The 17,098-nt window shown below is 63.8% G+C and carries 6 protein-coding genes; all 6 read left to right on the top strand.

All coding sequences use genetic code 11. From position 1 onward, the window contains the following. Positions 1 to 616 precede the first annotated feature (616 nt). On the top strand, positions 617 to 7,936 hold the full coding sequence (locus ABDK06_RS08480; RefSeq protein ID WP_394940524.1) for an SDR family NAD(P)-dependent oxidoreductase: 7,320 nt from the start codon (positions 617 to 619) through the stop codon (positions 7,934 to 7,936). A 32-nt stretch (positions 7,937 to 7,968) separates the two neighbouring features. Next, the gene (locus ABDK06_RS08475; RefSeq protein WP_394940523.1) at positions 7,969 to 12,885 is read left to right on the top strand and encodes a type I polyketide synthase; all 4,917 of its coding nucleotides are present in this window, start codon (positions 7,969 to 7,971) and stop codon (positions 12,883 to 12,885) included. An 11-nt stretch (positions 12,886 to 12,896) separates the two neighbouring features. Next, positions 12,897 to 13,244: an acyl carrier protein gene (locus ABDK06_RS08470; protein WP_394940522.1), complete on the top strand. Its 348-nt coding sequence runs from the start codon at positions 12,897 to 12,899 to the stop codon at positions 13,242 to 13,244. Positions 13,245 to 13,285: 41 nt separating this feature from the next. Continuing rightward, positions 13,286 to 14,488 carry a glycosyltransferase gene (locus ABDK06_RS08465; protein ID WP_394940521.1) on the top strand — a complete coding sequence of 401 codons (1,203 nt, stop codon included), beginning with the start codon at positions 13,286 to 13,288 and terminating at the stop codon, positions 14,486 to 14,488. 1 nt (position 14,489) lies between these two features. Continuing rightward, a complete protein-coding gene (locus ABDK06_RS08460) occupies positions 14,490 to 15,314 on the top strand; it encodes an alpha/beta fold hydrolase (protein WP_394940520.1) in 825 nt (274 codons plus the stop codon). Between the two features lie 141 nt (positions 15,315 to 15,455). Beyond that, positions 15,456 to 17,090 (top strand): phosphoglucomutase (alpha-D-glucose-1,6-bisphosphate-dependent), encoded by a 1,635-nt coding sequence (pgm, locus tag ABDK06_RS08455; protein WP_394940519.1) that lies wholly within the window; start codon positions 15,456 to 15,458, stop codon positions 17,088 to 17,090. The last annotated feature ends 8 nt before the right edge of the window (positions 17,091 to 17,098 follow it).

Below are 17,098 nucleotides of genomic sequence, written 5' to 3'. Positions count from 1 at the left end.
GCAATTCGGCAAAAGCCGAGTGGGTGCCACGATCTTAGTATTGCCCGGCCTCACCTCGAAAAAAGCCTTCGGAAATACGTTTAAAAGTCCAGTCCTCGGCTCGCTCAGCAGAATCCAGGCGCGGGCTAGGCAAAGCGGAGGTAGCGGTGGCCGGACAGCGGCAAGCCATTTGGCGAACACCGCGGGATCAGCAGAGAATATTCGGGCAATAAAGAAGGACTCAGAACTTTAGCCCGGAAAAATCCAATAAACTTTTATCTTCAAGTTACTCGGCACCCAATATTCTCTAACATACGAAAATCATCGACCTCAAGCGAAGAAATCACCCCCTCAATGCTCGCCGAGGGCTAGCGTATTTTTTCGGAAAACCATTCAAAACGGCCAAATATACCGGCAAAATAAACGAAATATAAATTTCAACATATTTCGGACTTAACAATATTGAACAAATTTAGGTAAACAACCGCTTAATCATTCATTGACAACTTGACGCATTGAATTGCCACCCTACAATAATGATTAGAAGTAATGAGAAGATAAATTTTCTTCACTAAAATCTTTTGTCGGTTAATTTTTTACATGGGGGGTCGACCGACACCCAGAGACGGGAATACCCATGTACGTCAGCCCTGCCCAGCGCATGTCGATCATCGCAGTAAGTCCTTTTGCCACTCCGGATGCCCGGCTAGTCGCCGCAGCATCTAATTCTGGAGCACTGGGGGTACTCGATTTAGGCTCCCTGCCCAGCCAGGCACGGCAGGCGTTACGCTCTCTGCGACAGTGGACCTCCGAACCGTTTGGCGTCCGGGTGGATACCGCTTATCCGATCGGCCCGGAGGAAGTCTTCGGACCCGATCGAGCACATCCCAGTTACGTTCTCTTGGCCCGCGAGGCCGCCGCTCTCCCGGCGTGGTCACCCGATGCGCTGCCCGCAGGAACCTCGGTTCTCGCGGAAGTGCGAAGCCTCGAAGAGGCGATAGCTGCCCAGCAATCCGGCGTCCATGGCTTGATCTCCCGCGGCAGCGATGGCGGCGGACTAGTAGGACCGCTCAGTTCGTTCGTCCTTTTGCAGCAACTACTCGGCTCCCCCGACGTCGAGCTCCCGGTCTGGGCAAGCGGAGGTATCGGCGCTCATACGGCCCGCGCGGCCGTGGCTGGAGGAGCCGCCGGCATCCTGCTGGATAGCCAGCTCGCACTCTTAGAAGAAGCAGGGACCTCCGCGGAGCTCAGCAGCGTGCTATCGGGCATGGACGGCTCCGAGACCACAGTGGTCGATGGCTACCGGGTACTGCGTCGCCGCGGGCCCGGGCGAGAAAAACCGGCTGAAGACCTCCCCTTGCCGGCGGGTTTGGGCAGCGCCGATCTGAGCAAGCAGCTCGTTCCGATCGGCCAAGACGGCTTCTTAGCTGCTCGCTTCAAAGACCTCTGGGGAACGATTCCGGCAACCGTCAAGGGACTTCGCAAAGCCGTCCAACTACCCACCGATCCATCGATACTGCTGCCGGATTCACCGCTAGCTCAGGCAATGGGAACCACTCTCGGCCTGGCTCAAGGACCGATGACCCGAGTCAGTGACCAACCAGCCTTCGCCGCAGCCGTCGCCCAGGCTGGGGGGCTGCCTTTTATCGCCCTCGCCCTCTCGAACGCCGAGCAGAGCAGGAAGATGCTCGAAGGAACCCGTGAGCAGTTGGGTGAGAAGCCCTGGGGTGTGGGGATTCTCGGCTTTGCGGACGATGCGACCAAAGAAGCGCAGCTCGACATCGTCCACCAGATCCGCCCCAGCCACGCGATTATTGCCGGTGGCAGACCCGCCCAGGCGCTGAGCCTGGAAGCGGTCGGCATCAAAACCTTCCTGCATGTTCCCTCGCCCGCCCTGCTGGATCAGTTCCTCACCGCTGGCGCGCGCCGTTTCATCTTCGAAGGCTCCGAATGCGGCGGGCATATCGGCCCTCGCAATAGCTTCGCGCTCTGGGAGGCCCAGCTGGCCGTCTTAGAGGACCGGATTGCCACGCTCGACGGCGATCCGGTAACGGTCTACTTCGCCGGTGGGATCAGCGACGAACGCTCTGCGGCGATGATCGCCGCCCTGGCTGCGCCGCTGGCTGCTCAGGGGGCTTTGATCGGACTACTAGCAGGAACCGCCTATTTGTTCACCGCTGAAGCCGTCAGCTCGGGCGCGATCAGCCGGGTTTTCCAAGATCAGGTGGTGACCGGCAGTTCCACGGCCATGTTGGAGACGGCCCCGGGCCATGCGACACGTTGTGTCAGCAGCCCCTTCACAGAAGAATTCCTCGCCATCAAGGCCCGACTGAAAACCGGTGGTGTTCAGGATCGAGAGGCCTGGCAAGAACTCGAGTCGCTCAATCTGGGCCGTCTGCGTCTGGCCAGCAAGGGCATTGAACGCGTGGGCTCCGAACTGCAAGAAGTCGATCCAGCCCGTCAGCTCTCCGAAGGCATGTTCATGGCCGGAGAGGTCGTGGCACTGCGTTCCGCCGTCACCACTGTCGCCGAACTGCACGCCACGCTGAGCAGCCGGGCCGCAGAGTTCTTAGCGGAGCACGAGGTTGGCAAAGCTGAGCAACAGGATGAAGCGGCCACCGCTGCCCCACTGGACATCGCGGTGGTCGGAATGGCCGGGCTGTTCGCCGGAAGTCCGGATCTCGCCGCGTTCTGGGCCACCATCGTGAACGCCGAAGATCGAGTCACCGAAGTGGATCCCGAGCGCTGGGACCCCGCGGTGTACTACGACCGCGAAACCTCCAACGGCATCAGAACTCCCTCTAAATGGGGCGGATTCCTGCCGGAGATCCCCTTTGACCCGCTGCGTTACGGCATTCCACCGGCGTCATTGGCCTCCATTGAGCCAGCCCAGCTGCTGGCCCTGGAAGTGACTCGCCGCGCCCTCGAGGACGCACAGGTCGATTCCGACGTCGATCGCTCCAAGATCTCGGTGTTCTTCGGAGCGGAAGCCGGCAGCGATCTATCCAATGCCAGCCTGCTGCAGACCGTGTTGCCGAACTATGTCGAGAACATCCCCGCGGAATTGGCGGAGCAGCTTCCCCGACTCACCGAAGACTCGTTTCCCGGGATGCTCTCGAACGTTATCGCGGGGCGAATCGCGAGCCGGCTGGATTTAGGCGGCGCGAACTACACGGTCGATGCGGCCTGCGCTTCTTCACTCGCCGCCCTGGATGTCGCGTGCAAAGAACTCGCTCAAGGCACCAGCAATATCGTGCTCTGCGGCGGCGTCGACCTGCATAACACCATCAACGACTATTTGCTCTTCGCCTCGGTGACAGCGCTCAGCCCCACTGGCCGCTCGCGGGCGTTCGATAGGAACTCCGACGGTATCGCGCTCGGTGAAGGAGTCGGCTGCCTAGTGCTCAAACGGCTCGCCGATGCTGAGCGAGACGGCGACCGGATTTACTCGGTGATCCGCGGCATCGGTAGTTCCAGCGATGGAAAATCGCTCGGATTGACCGCGCCCCGCCCGGAAGGCCAGCGCTCAGCACTGGAACGCGCTTACCGCAACGCTCGGGTCGAGCCCTCCCGCGTTGGCCTGGTCGAAGCGCACGGCACCGGCACCGTGGTCGGCGACCGCACCGAGCTGTCGATGCTGACCAAAGTCTTCCTGGAAGCCGGGGTTCCGGCGGCCAATGCGGCCATCGGCTCGGTCAAATCCCAGATCGGTCACACTAAATGCGCCGCCGGAATCGCCAGCATGATCAAGGTCTCTCTGGCCATCTACAACGGCGTCAAACCACCGACCCTGCATATCAAGACTCCCAGTGCTGCCTGGGAACAGGGCAAGAGTCCTTTCGTCTTCAACCGAGAGGCCGCTCCGTGGCCGGTGCCGCTGAATGAGCGGTTCGCCGGAGTGAGCGGTTTCGGCTTCGGCGGCACCAACTTCCACGTAGTGCTCAGCGGACATAAAGTCTCCGCTCCGCAACGGCACAGCCTGGACGAATGGCCCGCCGAGCTTTTCCTCTTCCGCGGGGATTCCACCGATGCCATTCGGTTAGTCAAGGAACTCGGGGCCCTGGTCTCACTCGGAAACGACCACGGGCGGCCCTGGAAACTCCGTGATCTGGCGGCTAGCAATTCACTGAACGCGGCGAGCAGCAGTAAACCCGTCTCGATCGCCGTGGTCGCCCGGGACATCGATGAACTCAGCCTGCTGCTGGCCCGTGCGGCCCAGGGTGAGCACGATCCGGCTGCCGGGCTGTTCAGCGCGGTCGCAGCGGCCGAAACCGGTTCCCTCGCCTTCTTGTACCCCGGCCAGGGCAGCCAAAAACCGGGCATGCTCAAGGAGCTTTTCGTGGCCTTCCCGGAGCTGCACGAGACTCTGGCGCTGGGCGGTGAATGGCTGGAGACGATGCTTCCGCCAGCCGCTTTCGACGCTGAGTCAACCGCGGAACAGCTGGCCCGGATCACCGATACCACGGTGGCTCAGCCCGTGCTAGGGCTCGCTGCACTGGCCCTGGGCAAGCTGCTGGCGAAGAGCGATATCCGCCCGGAGTTCGCCGCCGGGCACAGCTACGGCGAGTTGGCGGCCCTGGCAGCGGCCGGGGTGATCGACGCGCAGACCCTGATCGCGCTCAGCACCGCCAGAGCCGAAGCAGTTGTTGCCGCGATTGGTGAAGAGCCCGGGAAGATGGCGGCGATCTCCGCTTCCGCCGCGGAGATCGAGACCGCCCTGGAGAGGGCCGGACTGGCTGGCAGCGTCACCCTGGCAAACCGGAACTCCCCGACCCAGACGGTGATCTCCGGAGCCAGCCTGGCGATTGAAACCGCCGTCGAGAAATTGCGCGAGGCCGGACTGAGCGTCAAGACCTTCCCGGTGGCGTGCGCTTTCCACAGCCCGGTGATCGCCCAGGCTTCAGCGAACTTCGCCGAGGCTTTGACCGGTGTACCGCTGCAGGAGGCCGAGATCCCGGTGTGGAGCAACCGCACCGCAACGCCGTATCCGACCGAAACTGAAGCGATCCGCGCTGAGCTCGCCGCTCAGGTGACCGCTCCGGTGCACTTCGTCGAACAGATCGAATCGATGTACGCAGCCGGTGCCCGCACCTTCGTCGAAGTCGGGCCCGGACAAGTGCTGTCCAAGCTCGTCACCGCGATCCTCGGGAACCGCCCGCACACCGTAGTGCCGCTGGCGCCCAGTTCTCATGGCAGCATTCGTGAGTTGCTCATCGCGCTGGCAACGCTGGCGACCAGAGGAACTTCGCTCAGCACGGAATGGCTTTACCGAGGTCGCAGCATCCAGACCATCGATGGTTCAGTCATTCCAGTGACTCCAGCTTGGACAGTCAACGGAGTCACCATAAAAACCCGGGACCGCAAGATTCTGCCCGGTGCTCTCACCCCCGCCCGACGTCTTCAGGAGGTCACTGTAGTGCAGCAAACTCAGCAGCCAGGCAACGAGCGCGACGCCCTCGTCACGGAGTTTCTCAGGACCAGCCGAGAGATGGTCGCCGCTCAGCGTGATGTGCTGCTCGGCTACTTGGGAACCGCCTCCTCCGGTCCGGCAGTGCCTTCGATTGCGTCCCAGAGTTACCCCGCAGTGCCTCTGGCGAGCGCACCGGTAGGCTCCGGGACAGCAAGCCGGCCGTCGGCCGAATCCGGATATCCCAGCACTTCTGGAGCCACCAGGACCCTGCTGCAAAGTCCGGTTCACACCACTTCACTGCCCGATGCATCCCACCAGGGCTTAGCGGTGCAACAAGAGACCGCACAGCAAGAGGCGGCTGTGCGATTGACCCCAGCCGCGATCCTCAGCGCGGTGGTTGAGATCATCAGTGCGCGTACCGGTTACCCGGCGGAGATGATCGAACCCGATCTGGACCTGGAAGCCGATCTGAGCATCGACTCCATCAAACGCACCGAAATCGCCGGAGAACTCGCCAGCAAACTGGCCGGTAGCGGATCCGCGATAGCTCTGGACGACTCACAACTCGAAGAGCTCTCCAAAGCGCGCACCACGGGAGCCATCGCAGACTGGCTCTCGGCGCGGCTTGGCAGCGCAGCGACGCTGCCCGCCGTTTCGAACGGCCCAGCGATCGCGGCCGATACCTCGGAATCAGGAACGGCGCCAATCTTGGGCGCGGCAGAGATCTTAGCCGCGGTGGTTGAGATCATCAGTGCGCGTACCGGTTACCCGGCGGAGATGATCGAACCCGATCTGGACCTGGAAGCCGATCTGAGCATCGACTCCATCAAACGCACCGAAATCGCCGGAGAACTCGCTGCCCGCTTCGATGGGCAAGCCGGCCAGGCCTTGGATGGCACGCAATTAGAGGAGCTCTCCAAAGCGCGCACCACCGGAGCCATCGCAGACTGGCTATTGACGGCGCTCAACGGACCTGGCTCAGGCACCGCCAGCACCGCTGCGGATCCGCTTCAGCCGACCTCATCGGCCCCGGCTCCCACCGCTGGTCACCACGATATTGCAGGTCATACTCCGGAGCGGTTGATCTTCCGCAAGACCCGGTTGGAGATCCCTTCCCCCGCGCCCGGCGCGCTCGAAGGGGCCAACCTGCTGGTCATCGGCTCGGGAGAGATCACCGCGAACGCGGTGGCTGCGGCAAATGCTCTAGGAGCCAGTGCACAGGCGATCGACGCTTCAGCCGCGTTGGCAGTGCTCAGCGCTCCTCAGGCCAGCTTCCACGGTGTGCTCTACCTCGATCCGCTGGACAACCCGGAGACCGCGAGCGTGCCGGATGTCTTCCCGCTGTTCAAAGCAGCTGTGGCTCTGGCGCCGCGCTATCTGCTGGCCGCCCGACCGAGCACTTCCAATGGACATCGCAGCGCCGAGCGGACCATCGGGTTGCGCGGGCTGTTCCGCAGCTTGGCCCGCGAGTACCCGGAGACGCTGGTGCGTCTGGTTGATCTCGAACCGACCAAGCCCGCCGACGCGGTAGCTGCGGCCTTGATCGCCGAGCTCACCGATACCGCGCTTGAACCGATTGTGGATCTCTTCAATGGCGAGCGCAGTGGGCTGGAACTGGCCAGCAGCGATCTCGGCCTATTGGGAGCCACCGGTGCAGGCCCTGCCGGAGACGGTGCCGCCGAAGCCGAAGCGCTCCAGCTCGACCGGGACGCCGTCGTGATCCTGATCGGTGGAGCCCGCGGAATCACCGCGAAATTCGCCGCGACCTTAGCTTCAACGAGTCGCTGCAGAATTGAGCTCTTCGGCAGGACCGCTCTTTCCAGCGACCCCGAGTCACCCGATACCGCGGTAGCCGCTGACCGAGCCGAACTGCGCCAGATCTTGGCCACCCGGCCAGGAGCCACTCCGGCCTCGGTGGATCGTGAGGCCAGTGAGATCTTGGCCCGCCGCGAAGTGAATTCTACGATGGAATCCCTGCGGTTGGCCGGTAGCACGGTGGAGTATCAATCGCTGGATGTTCGAGATGCCGGTGCGGTCCGCGCAGCCATTACCTCGGTGCAGCAACGCTATGGACGGATCGACGGTGTGGTCTACGCGGCGGGGGTGATCGAGGACAAACTCGTGATCGACAAAGACCCCGCTTCGTTCCGTCGGGTGTACAGCACCAAAGTCGACGGAGCGGCAACCATCCTGGAGGTGGTGGACTCGCTGCCGGTCTGCCCCAGTTTCGTGGTCTTCTTCGGCAGTATCGCGGCCGCCCTGGGCAACCGCGGGCAGAGCGACTACGCGGCGGCGAACGACGCCCTGGAAGCGATGGGCACCGCCTGGTCGCTGCGCACCGGGAAGCGCGCGGTGACCGTGCACTGGGGGCCCTGGGCGCCCTCGGGCCACAACCCGGGAATGGTCAGCCACGAGCTGGGCCGCGACTACATCCGCCGCGGCATTAAGTTGATCGATCCGGAGGCGGGCACCCATGCCCTGCTCAAAGAACTGGCCTGGGGCGAGCGTGATGTGAACGCCGTCGTCTACACCGCCTCGGGGTGGTGAGCTTGGCTGCCGAACCGAAGGGATCCGATCCAGTGATCGAGCCCCAGCAGATGCCGATCGCGGTGGTCGGTATGGCGGCGATGTTCCCCGGAGCCAAGAATCTCGGTGAGTATCGGGACAATCTGTTCGGCGGCGTCGACGCGATCACCGATGCCCCCGGAAGTCGCTGGGACCCGGCGCTTTACCACCCGGAGGCCGCCAACGAACCGGCCAGCTCCGACCGGTTCTACTGCCGACGCGGTGGTTTCATCGATGACTCCCCGGAGGTCTCGGTGGCTCGGTTCGGGATTATGCCGAACTCGGTCGAAGGCACCGAGCCGGATCAGCTGATCGCGCTGGAACTGGCCGCAGCCGCTTTGGCCGACGCCGGTTTGTCCGGTGAGTTGCTCGACGGTGTGGACCGCTCCCGGATCGGCGTCGTTCTGGGGCGCGGCGGGTACATAGCCCCCGGGGCGTCTCGGCTCAGTCAACGGGTGAGCACCGCGGGCCAGTTGGCGACCACGCTGGGTCAGCTGCTGCCCGAGCTTGGCCCCGAGGTCCTGGAGCGAGTGCGCAGCGCCTTTATCGATCAGCTCGGCCCCGATCGGCCTGACAACGCTATCGGTTTGGTTCCGAACCTGGCCGCCTCAAGGGTGGCCAACCGGCTTGATCTGCGCGGTCCGGCCTATACCCTGGACGCTGCGTGCGCTTCCTCGCTTTTGGCGGTGGATCACGCGATCAGGGAGTTGCAGAGTCAGCGTTGCGATCTGATGCTCGCCGGGGGCGTCCACCACGCTCACGACGCGACGCTGTGGAGTGTCTTCACCCAGCTCAAAGCGCTCTCCGCGGCACAGCTCAGCAGGCCTTTCGACGCGAATTCAGACGGCATCCTGATCGGTGAGGGCACCGGCGTGCTCGCACTGAAGCGCTTTGCGGACGCCGTCCGAGACGGGGACCGGATCTATGCCACGATCCGCGGCAGCGGAGTCGCCAGTGACGGACGCACCTCCAGCTTGATGAACCCCGATCCGGGCGGGCAGAGCCGCGCCATTCGGGCGGCCTGGAACCGGGCTGGATTGGATCCCCGCCAGGGCGGTTCGGTGGGCCTGATCGAAGCGCATGGCACCGGCACCCCGGCCGGAGACGCCTCGGAGCTCAGCACGCTGCGCGAAGTGTTCGGCCCGACCGATCCGGAAGGCCCGAAGGCGGGCATCGGATCGGTGAAATCGATGATCGGACACGCCATGCCAGCGGCTGGTGCTGCTGGTTTGATCAAGGCGGCACTCGCTGTCTACCACGGGGTGCTGCCGCCGACTTTGGGCATCAGCGAAGCGCATCCGGCGCTGGCTGGAACCCGCTTCGAACCGGTGACACACGCCGCGGAGTGGAGTTCAGACCCTCGGCAGCCGCTGCGCCGGGCCGGGGTGAACGCCTTCGGCTTCGGCGGGATCAACGCGCATGTGCTGCTGGAACAGGTGCCGGGGCAGGCCGCAGTGCCGATCTCGATTGGCGAAGTGCTCTTCGACGCGGACCGGCAAGCCGTTCAGATCTCGGCAACTTCTCCGGTTCAGAGCGCGGCAGCCCACTCCCCGTCGGTCGCCGAGACAGGCGGGGCGAGCGGGGCGAACGGCTATCTCCCCGAACCGGAGGCAGCGCCGGTATTGTTATTAGCCGCAGAATCGGTGGAGGCGCTTGAACGTCGGCTCACCGCGAGCGATGAAGAGCTGCTCGGCGCCGTCGGCTCAGCTCCCGGTGAGGGTCCGGTCCGTGTGGGCATCGTCTCTCCTACCGCGAAAAAGCTTTCGATCGCCCGCAAAGCGGTGTCCCGCGGTAAGGCCTGGCACGGCCGCAGCGATATCTGGTTCCGGCCTGAACCGCTCCTGGCTTCAGCCACCACAGACAGCGACGACGGGTCAGGGAAGCGCGGTTCGCTGGCCTTTGTCTGCCCCGGGCTGGAGGCGGAGTTCAGCCCGCGGATCGACGATGTGATCTCGTATTTCACGCTGCCGGGAATTCGCGGGGCCGCCGCCGAGGGCGAGGTCACCGAGAACGCGCACCTGCAAGGGAGTGCGGTCTTGCAGGTGTCCCGGACGCTGGCAGCCGCCCTGGGCGAACTCGGTGTGGCCCCTGATGCTCTGGCCGGGCACAGTGTGGGCGAGTGGTCGGCTATGGTGCTCGGCGGGATGTACGACGCCGCCGCGGTGGACTCGTTCCTGGAGGACTCCGGAATGGCTCAGACGGTCTTCCCCGGTTTAGCCTTCGCGGTGATCGGCGCACCGCATACCGCGGTGCTGGCCGAGTTGGCTCCCTATCCGGACACCGTGCTGTCGCACGACAACGCCCCGCAGCAGTCGATGATCTGCGGTCCGCTCGAAACCGTGGAGATCCTGGTCGAAAGATTTCGAGAGCAGGGCTACGTCTCTCGAGTGCTGCCCTTCGCCTCTGGCTTCCACACCCCGATGTTCCGGGAGTTCCTCAGCCAGCTCGACAATCTGACCGGCAATCTGACCGCGGCTCCGGCGAAGATTCCGGTCTGGTCAGCCAATACCGCGCAGCTCTTCAGCCCTCACCCCGAAGAGATCCAGCGAACCTTCATCAACCATCTGCTGGAGCACGTCCGCTTCCGTGAGCTGGTGCAGAACATGCACGCTGACGGGGTCAGAGTCTTCGTCCAGATGGGTCCGGGGCAGCTGGGCAGTTTGATCACCGATACCCTGCAGGGCCAGGAACACCTCGTGGTCAGCGCCAATGCTTCGCAGAACAGAGGCCTGGATCAGCTGCGCACGGTCCTCACCGCGCTGTGGGCCAGTGGCAGGGACGTCGACTTAGAGTTCCTCGGCGTCGCCCCGGCCCTCGTCGCAGCGGCCCTCGACACTCAGCACGGCTCGCGATCAACCTCGCAGGAAAACTCGCAGGCACAGCAGCTCAACGCCTCCTCGGCTTTGGCCAGCACGGAGATCGTCTCGGGGCCACGGAGTCGTCTGGACCTCTCGACGCCGGTAATTCTCTTGGACCCGGAGCAGGCCAAGGGGATTCTGCAGTTGAACCGGGTCAGCCTGAACCGGGTCAACTCGGGCAGCTCCGACAGGGCCGACTCGAGCACGGCCAGCCCGCGCAGCTTCGCCACTGGAACCCTGTCGCCCGCGGTGGCCAGCGAACTCGAAGCGTTCCTAGGCGAGACCGAGGCTCTAGTCACCTCGGTGTTACAAGCCTCAGCGAGCCTGCCCGCGCCGCTCGATCCGAACGGCCCCCTCGATCCGAGCGGGCTGGTCCCCCCGCCATCGTGGGCAAGCGGGGCGGCCGCTATGTCGGACGGCGGAACTCCGCTGCCGCAGCTGATGCCCGAGATCCCCTCCCGGAGGATTGAGATCTCACTCGAAGCGATGCCGCATCTGGCCGATCACAGCTTTTTCCGGCAACGCGACGACTGGCCCGAGGCTATCGATCGATTCCCGGTAATGCCCGGCACCACGATCATCAGGTTGATGATGGACTTCGCGGAAGAATCCACCGGAGCCCGCGCCATCGCGGTGCATTCGGTCCGCTTCAATCAGTGGGTGGACCTGAGTGAAACCTCCGAGGCGGTCTTGACCGCCCGCTGGATCGACGAGACGCGGCTCGCGGTCTCCTTCGGAAACTTTTCGCATTGCACCGTAGAGCTCGGCGCGGAGTACGGCAGCTCAACGGCGGAAATCTGGCGGGTCGATCCAGCTCTGGAGGAAGCCCCAACGGTCAAGGACGCCTCGGAGATCTACACCGAGCACTGGATGTTCCACGGCCCGCAGTACCAGGGGATCATCGGCGTCCACGGGGTCAGCGACAGCCACATCCGAGGGACCATTCTGGCCAAAGCCGCCAAGGGTTCGCTGATGGACAATATTGGTCAGCTGGCGGGCTACTGGCTGATGTCCAGATTCGAAGAACGCGCCACGGTGTTCCCGGCGGGCATGCAGACGCTCAGGTTCTTCGGTCCTGACCCGGCCCCGGGAGAGAGCGTGGAATGCCTGATGCGAGTGACCGAGGTCAACGACACTTTCTTCCAGGCGGACGGCCAGTTGCTGCACAACGGCACAGTGTGGTGCGAGATCATCGGCTGGCAGGACCGCCGTTTCGACAGTGCGCCTAATATCCGTCAGATGGACCAGGCGATCGAGCACCACGCCTTCGCTCATCCGCAGCCCGGTGGCTGGGTTCTGATGCCCGACTATTGGCCGGACCTGGCTTCCCGCGATCTGACCATGCGCAAGTACCTGGGCAGGGCCGAGAGGCTGGAGCACCAGGGCAGTCCGCCGCGCGGCCGACGTCAACGCCTGCTCGGTAAGATCGCGGCGAAGGACGCCGTGCGGCTGCAGATCTGGCGGTCCGAACCTGATCGGCCGATTTTCCCGGCCGAAGTCGGAATCGGCCACCTGGACAGCGGCCAGCCCTTCGTGGCTGGCGTCCACGGAGCGAGCTTGCCCGAGCTGGCGGTGTCCATCGCGCACAGCCACGATATCGGCGTCGCGATCGCCGCCCCGGGGCCGGAACACCCGGTCGGCATCGATATCGAGTCGATCGAAGAGCGCACCGGTTCACTCGAGGCGGTCGTTTTCGGTGAGGCCGAGCAGGGCTTGCTCGACCGGCTCCGCGCTGCCGCTGGGGCGGATGTGTTTGAGGCCCGAGCCTGGTTCACCCGCTTTTGGTCCGCCAAAGAAGCGGTCGGAAAGGCTCTCGGCACCGGCTTGGCGGGCCGCCCGCGACAGATCGAAGTCGTCGCGGTCAGCCAGGGCGGTGACGACTCGGACTACCGTCTCGACGTCGAAGTCGGCCAGTGCCGCTACGCCGTCCAGGTCAAGACCATTCAGAACCCCGAAAAGCTACCGGACCGCAGCTATGTGGTGGCTTGGACTCTCGGCGGCCCCCTTCCGGACCGCCAAAATTCAAAAACCCCAGATTTAGACCCCGAAATTTCAGACCCGACAGTCTCCTGAAAGGACAACAGATGACTATCAACCTGCCCGGCACGGCGCCCTCCGAGGAAGCGGTGCTCGCCAAAATCACTCGAATCCTCGATGAAATCCTCGAAGAGTACGGTCTGGACGAGACAGAGGTAACCAGGGAGACCCTCTTCCAAGAAGATCTCGAACTGGAGAGCATCGACCTGGTCACTCTGGGCGGCAAGCTGCGCGAAAGCTACGGGGACACGATCAACTTCGCGGAGTTCCTCGGCGCTCTGGACCTCGACGAGATCATCAATATGCGGGTCGGCCAGCTCGTCGACTATGTGACCGGCCGCCTCGCCGAGAGTCCAGAAGCAGCGAAGCAGACCGCGCTGAGCACCAACCCCTGAACCTTCGATCCGATCGGCCATTGATGAGAATCCTGATAGTCGTGCCACCCCTGGTGGGCCATAGCAGCCCGCCGCTCGCCATCGCCGAGGAGCTCGAACTCCGTGGCCACGAAGTCGCCTGGGCCGGCGTGGCCAAATTCCACTCTCTCTTCCTGTCAGCCAGAGCTAAGTTTTACGATTGCCGGACCGGCTGGGAAGACAGCGGCCCGCCGGAGCGGCCGGCCACGTTAATGGGCCCCGGTGCACTCAAGTTCCTCTGGGAGGACGTCTTCGTGCCGCTCGCCGACGGTTCGGCCGCAGACCTAGAAGGTGCTGTGCGGGATTTCAACCCGGATCTGCTCTTCGTCGATCAACAGGCGCTCGCCGGGTCAATGCTCGCTGAGCGGCTCGGCATACCGTGGGTGACCTCGGCCACCACCATGATCGAGTTGATCAATCCGGTCGGCAGGCTGCCCAAGGTCCTGGAGTGGCGCAATCAGCTTTTCGCCGGGCTGCGAGAGCGGATCGGCGACCCGGAAGCAAGCCACGATCCGCTGTTCTCCCCCGCTCTCACGGTGGCTTTCGGCATCGGCGAGCTCTTCGGCGCACGCAGCGAGATCGGCTCGCCCATCGAATTCGTCGGCCCTGTCTTTCGCCCGCCCTCGGCGTCCGCCGCGGTGATCGCCGAAAATGAAAAGATTCTGCGCTGGGCCCAGGAATCGGGACCCACCGTGCTGGTCGCGCTCGGCACAACCAATATCGGTGCCGGGGACCGCTTCCTCCGGGCCGCCGCAGAGGGCTTGCTCGAGGCGGGGTACCGGACCATCATCGCCGACCCGAATAATGCGCTGGCTGAGCTGAGCGACCCGAACCTGCTGGTGGCGCCGCACGTCCCACAGCAGCAATTGCTCGCCCACGTCGCCGCCTTTATCAACCACGGTGGTTACAACAGCGTGTGCGAAGCCCTCTGGCACGGTGTGCCGATGGTCGTGGCGGGCATCCGGGACGACCAGCCGCTGATCGCGGAGAAGACTGAGGAGTACGGCGTCGGCGTCGCGGTGCGTTTCTCCCGGGCCACCTCGGCTCAGATCGCAGCGGCCACTCAGCGCGTCCTCGAAGAGCCGACCTTCCGCGAAGCGACCAAGCCCTATGCCGCCGCGCTGCGCGGCGCAGGTGGAGTGACGGCGGCCGTCGACGCAATTGAAGGCGTGCTGGCGCAGGACCCCATCTCAGCTCAAAAGAGCAGCCTTCGGACAGGAATCTAAGATGACCATCGCCATCGTCAATGGACTCAAGCTGAACTACGAGATCCTCCGGGCCACCGATCGCGGTCCGGACGTCCCGAGGGAGACCCTGGTGCTGATCCACGGCATCATCATCGACAATCTGGCCAGCTACTATCTGACCATCGCCCCCGCGATCGCCGCAGCGGGCATCGACGTCATCATGTTCGACCACCGCGGGCACGGGAAGAGCGAAAAGATCGTCAGCGGATACCAGCTGGAGAACATCGTCGACGATCTGGCCGAACTGTTGGATCTGATTCACGACGGGACGCCGGTCCACCTCGCCGGAAACTCCTACGGCGGAACCATCGCCTACTCCTTCGCACTGCGTTTCCCCGAACGGGTCGCCTCACTGGGCTCCTTGGAAGCCGAGCCGCCCACCCGGGCTTGGTCGGACATTATGGCGGACTCTTTCCGGCAAGGTGACGCGGAGATGCACAAGGCCGATGCGATGGCGCGGGCTATCGCCGCTTACGGGCTGGCAGGCGCCAAAATGCTGAAGATCGCGCGCAGGATGGCCAAGGAGACAAAGTTCTTCGAAGAGCTCCCGCAAGGGCAGCTGGTTGCCGACGACGCTATCAAGGATCTGAAAGTTCCGCTTTTGGCGGTCTACGGCAGTGAATTCATCCTGGTGGAACAGGAGCCCAGAGTCAGGGAACTCGTCAGCGACGTGAAAACCGTGATCTTCCCGGGGATCGGCCACTCCGTGCTGACCGACGTGCCGCGGCTACTGGAGCAAGTGCTGATCGACTGGATTCTGAAACACCCGGCGGTTGTCGCACCCGTGCCGGAAAAGGTCTCCTAACACGGTACCGCTCGGGTTTCCGGTATTCAACGCTGAACACTGAACACTGAACACTGACGATCTTGGCGTCAATGCTAGGCCGCAATACGCTTCTTCTGCTGATCGCTGTTCTCCGGAAGAGCACTCTGGCATGCTAGGGATATGGCGAACCGAGCGGGTACCGTAGCCCTCCCCAGCGATCTAGTCGACCTCACCGCGCTTCTCGATGCGTACTACGATTTGAAGCCCGATCCGGCCAACCCCGATCAGCGCGTAGTCTTCGGCACCTCGGGCCATCGAGGCAGCAGCCTGAAGACCTCTTTCAATGAGAATCACATCGCCGCCACCACTCAGGCCATTGTGGAATATCGCCGAGCACAGGGTACTGACGGCCCGCTCTTCCTGGCCAAAGACACCCACGCGCTATCGGAACCCGCTCAGAACACTGCCCTTGAGGTGCTGGCCGGTAACGGTGTGACCGTGCTGATCGACGCCCGCCACGGTTTCACCCCGACTCCCGCGCTGAGCCACGCGATCCTGAGCTACAACCACGGCTCCGAGAGCCATTCTGACCAGGCGGACGGCATCGTGGTGACGCCCTCGCACAACCCCCCGGGCGACGGCGGCTTCAAGTACAACCCGCCGCACGGCGGGCCGGCGGACAGCGATGCCACCGGCTGGATCGCCGACCGGGCGAACGAACTGCTGGAGAACCGTTTGGACGGCGTCCGCCGGGTTAGTCTGACCGAGGCTCTGCAGCACGCCGGCAGCTTCGACTTCCTCTCCAGCTATGTGGACGCCCTTCCCGAGATCCTCGATCTCGAGGCGATTCGCAGCGCCGGTGTGCGGATCGGAGCCGACCCGATGGGCGGCGCGTCGGTGGACTACTGGGGCGAGATCGGCGAACGTCACAATCTGGACCTCACCGTGGTGAACCCGACCATCGATCCGCAGTGGGCCTTTATGACCCTGGATTGGGACGAGAAGATCCGGATGGACTGCTCCTCGCCCTACGCGATGGCCTCGCTGATCGCTCAGGCGGCCAACTACGACATCGCCACCGGCAATGACGCGGACTCCGACCGGCACGGCATCGTCACCCCAGACGCAGGGCTGATGAACCCGAATCACTACCTCGCAGTGGCAATTCAGTACCTCTATACTCACCGCCCGGAGTGGCCGGGCCAAGCCAGTGTCGGCAAGACCTTGGTGTCCTCCTCGATCATCGACCGGGTGGCCGCGGACCTGGGACGCGAGCTGGTTGAAGTCCCCGTCGGTTTCAAATGGTTCGTCCCCGGTTTGCTTTCCGGCCAGGGGGTCTTCGGTGGCGAGGAGTCCGCCGGGGCGTCCTTTGTGCGGCGTAACGGCAAGGTCTGGACGACGGACAAGGACGGTATTCTGCTCGCCCTGCTGGCCTCGGAGATCACCGCGGTCACCGGTTCCACCCCCTCTCAGCACTACCTGGGCCTGACCGAGAAGTTCGGCGCCCCGGCCTACGCCCGGATCGATGCCGCCGCCAGCCGTGAGCAGAAAGCGGTCTTGGCCAAGCTCTCAGCCGCCGATGTGAGCGCCACGGAACTCGCCGGTGAACCGATCACCGCCAAGCTCACCGAAGCGCCGGGGAACGGTGCCCCGATCGGCGGGCTCAAGGTCACCACCGAGAACGCCTGGTTCGCGGCCCGGCCTTCCGGCACTGAAGATGTCTACAAGATCTATGCGGAGTCCTTCAAAGGTGCGGAGCACTTGAAAGAAGTCCAGGAGGCCGCCAAGGCTCTGGTGGACGGCGTCATCTCCTAGCTTTCGGC

This window comes from Psychromicrobium ferritrahens, assembly GCF_043789415.1.
Taxonomy (GTDB): Bacteria; Actinomycetota; Actinomycetes; order Actinomycetales; family Micrococcaceae; genus Renibacterium.
This window is presented reverse-complemented; position numbering and strand designations above follow the sequence as displayed.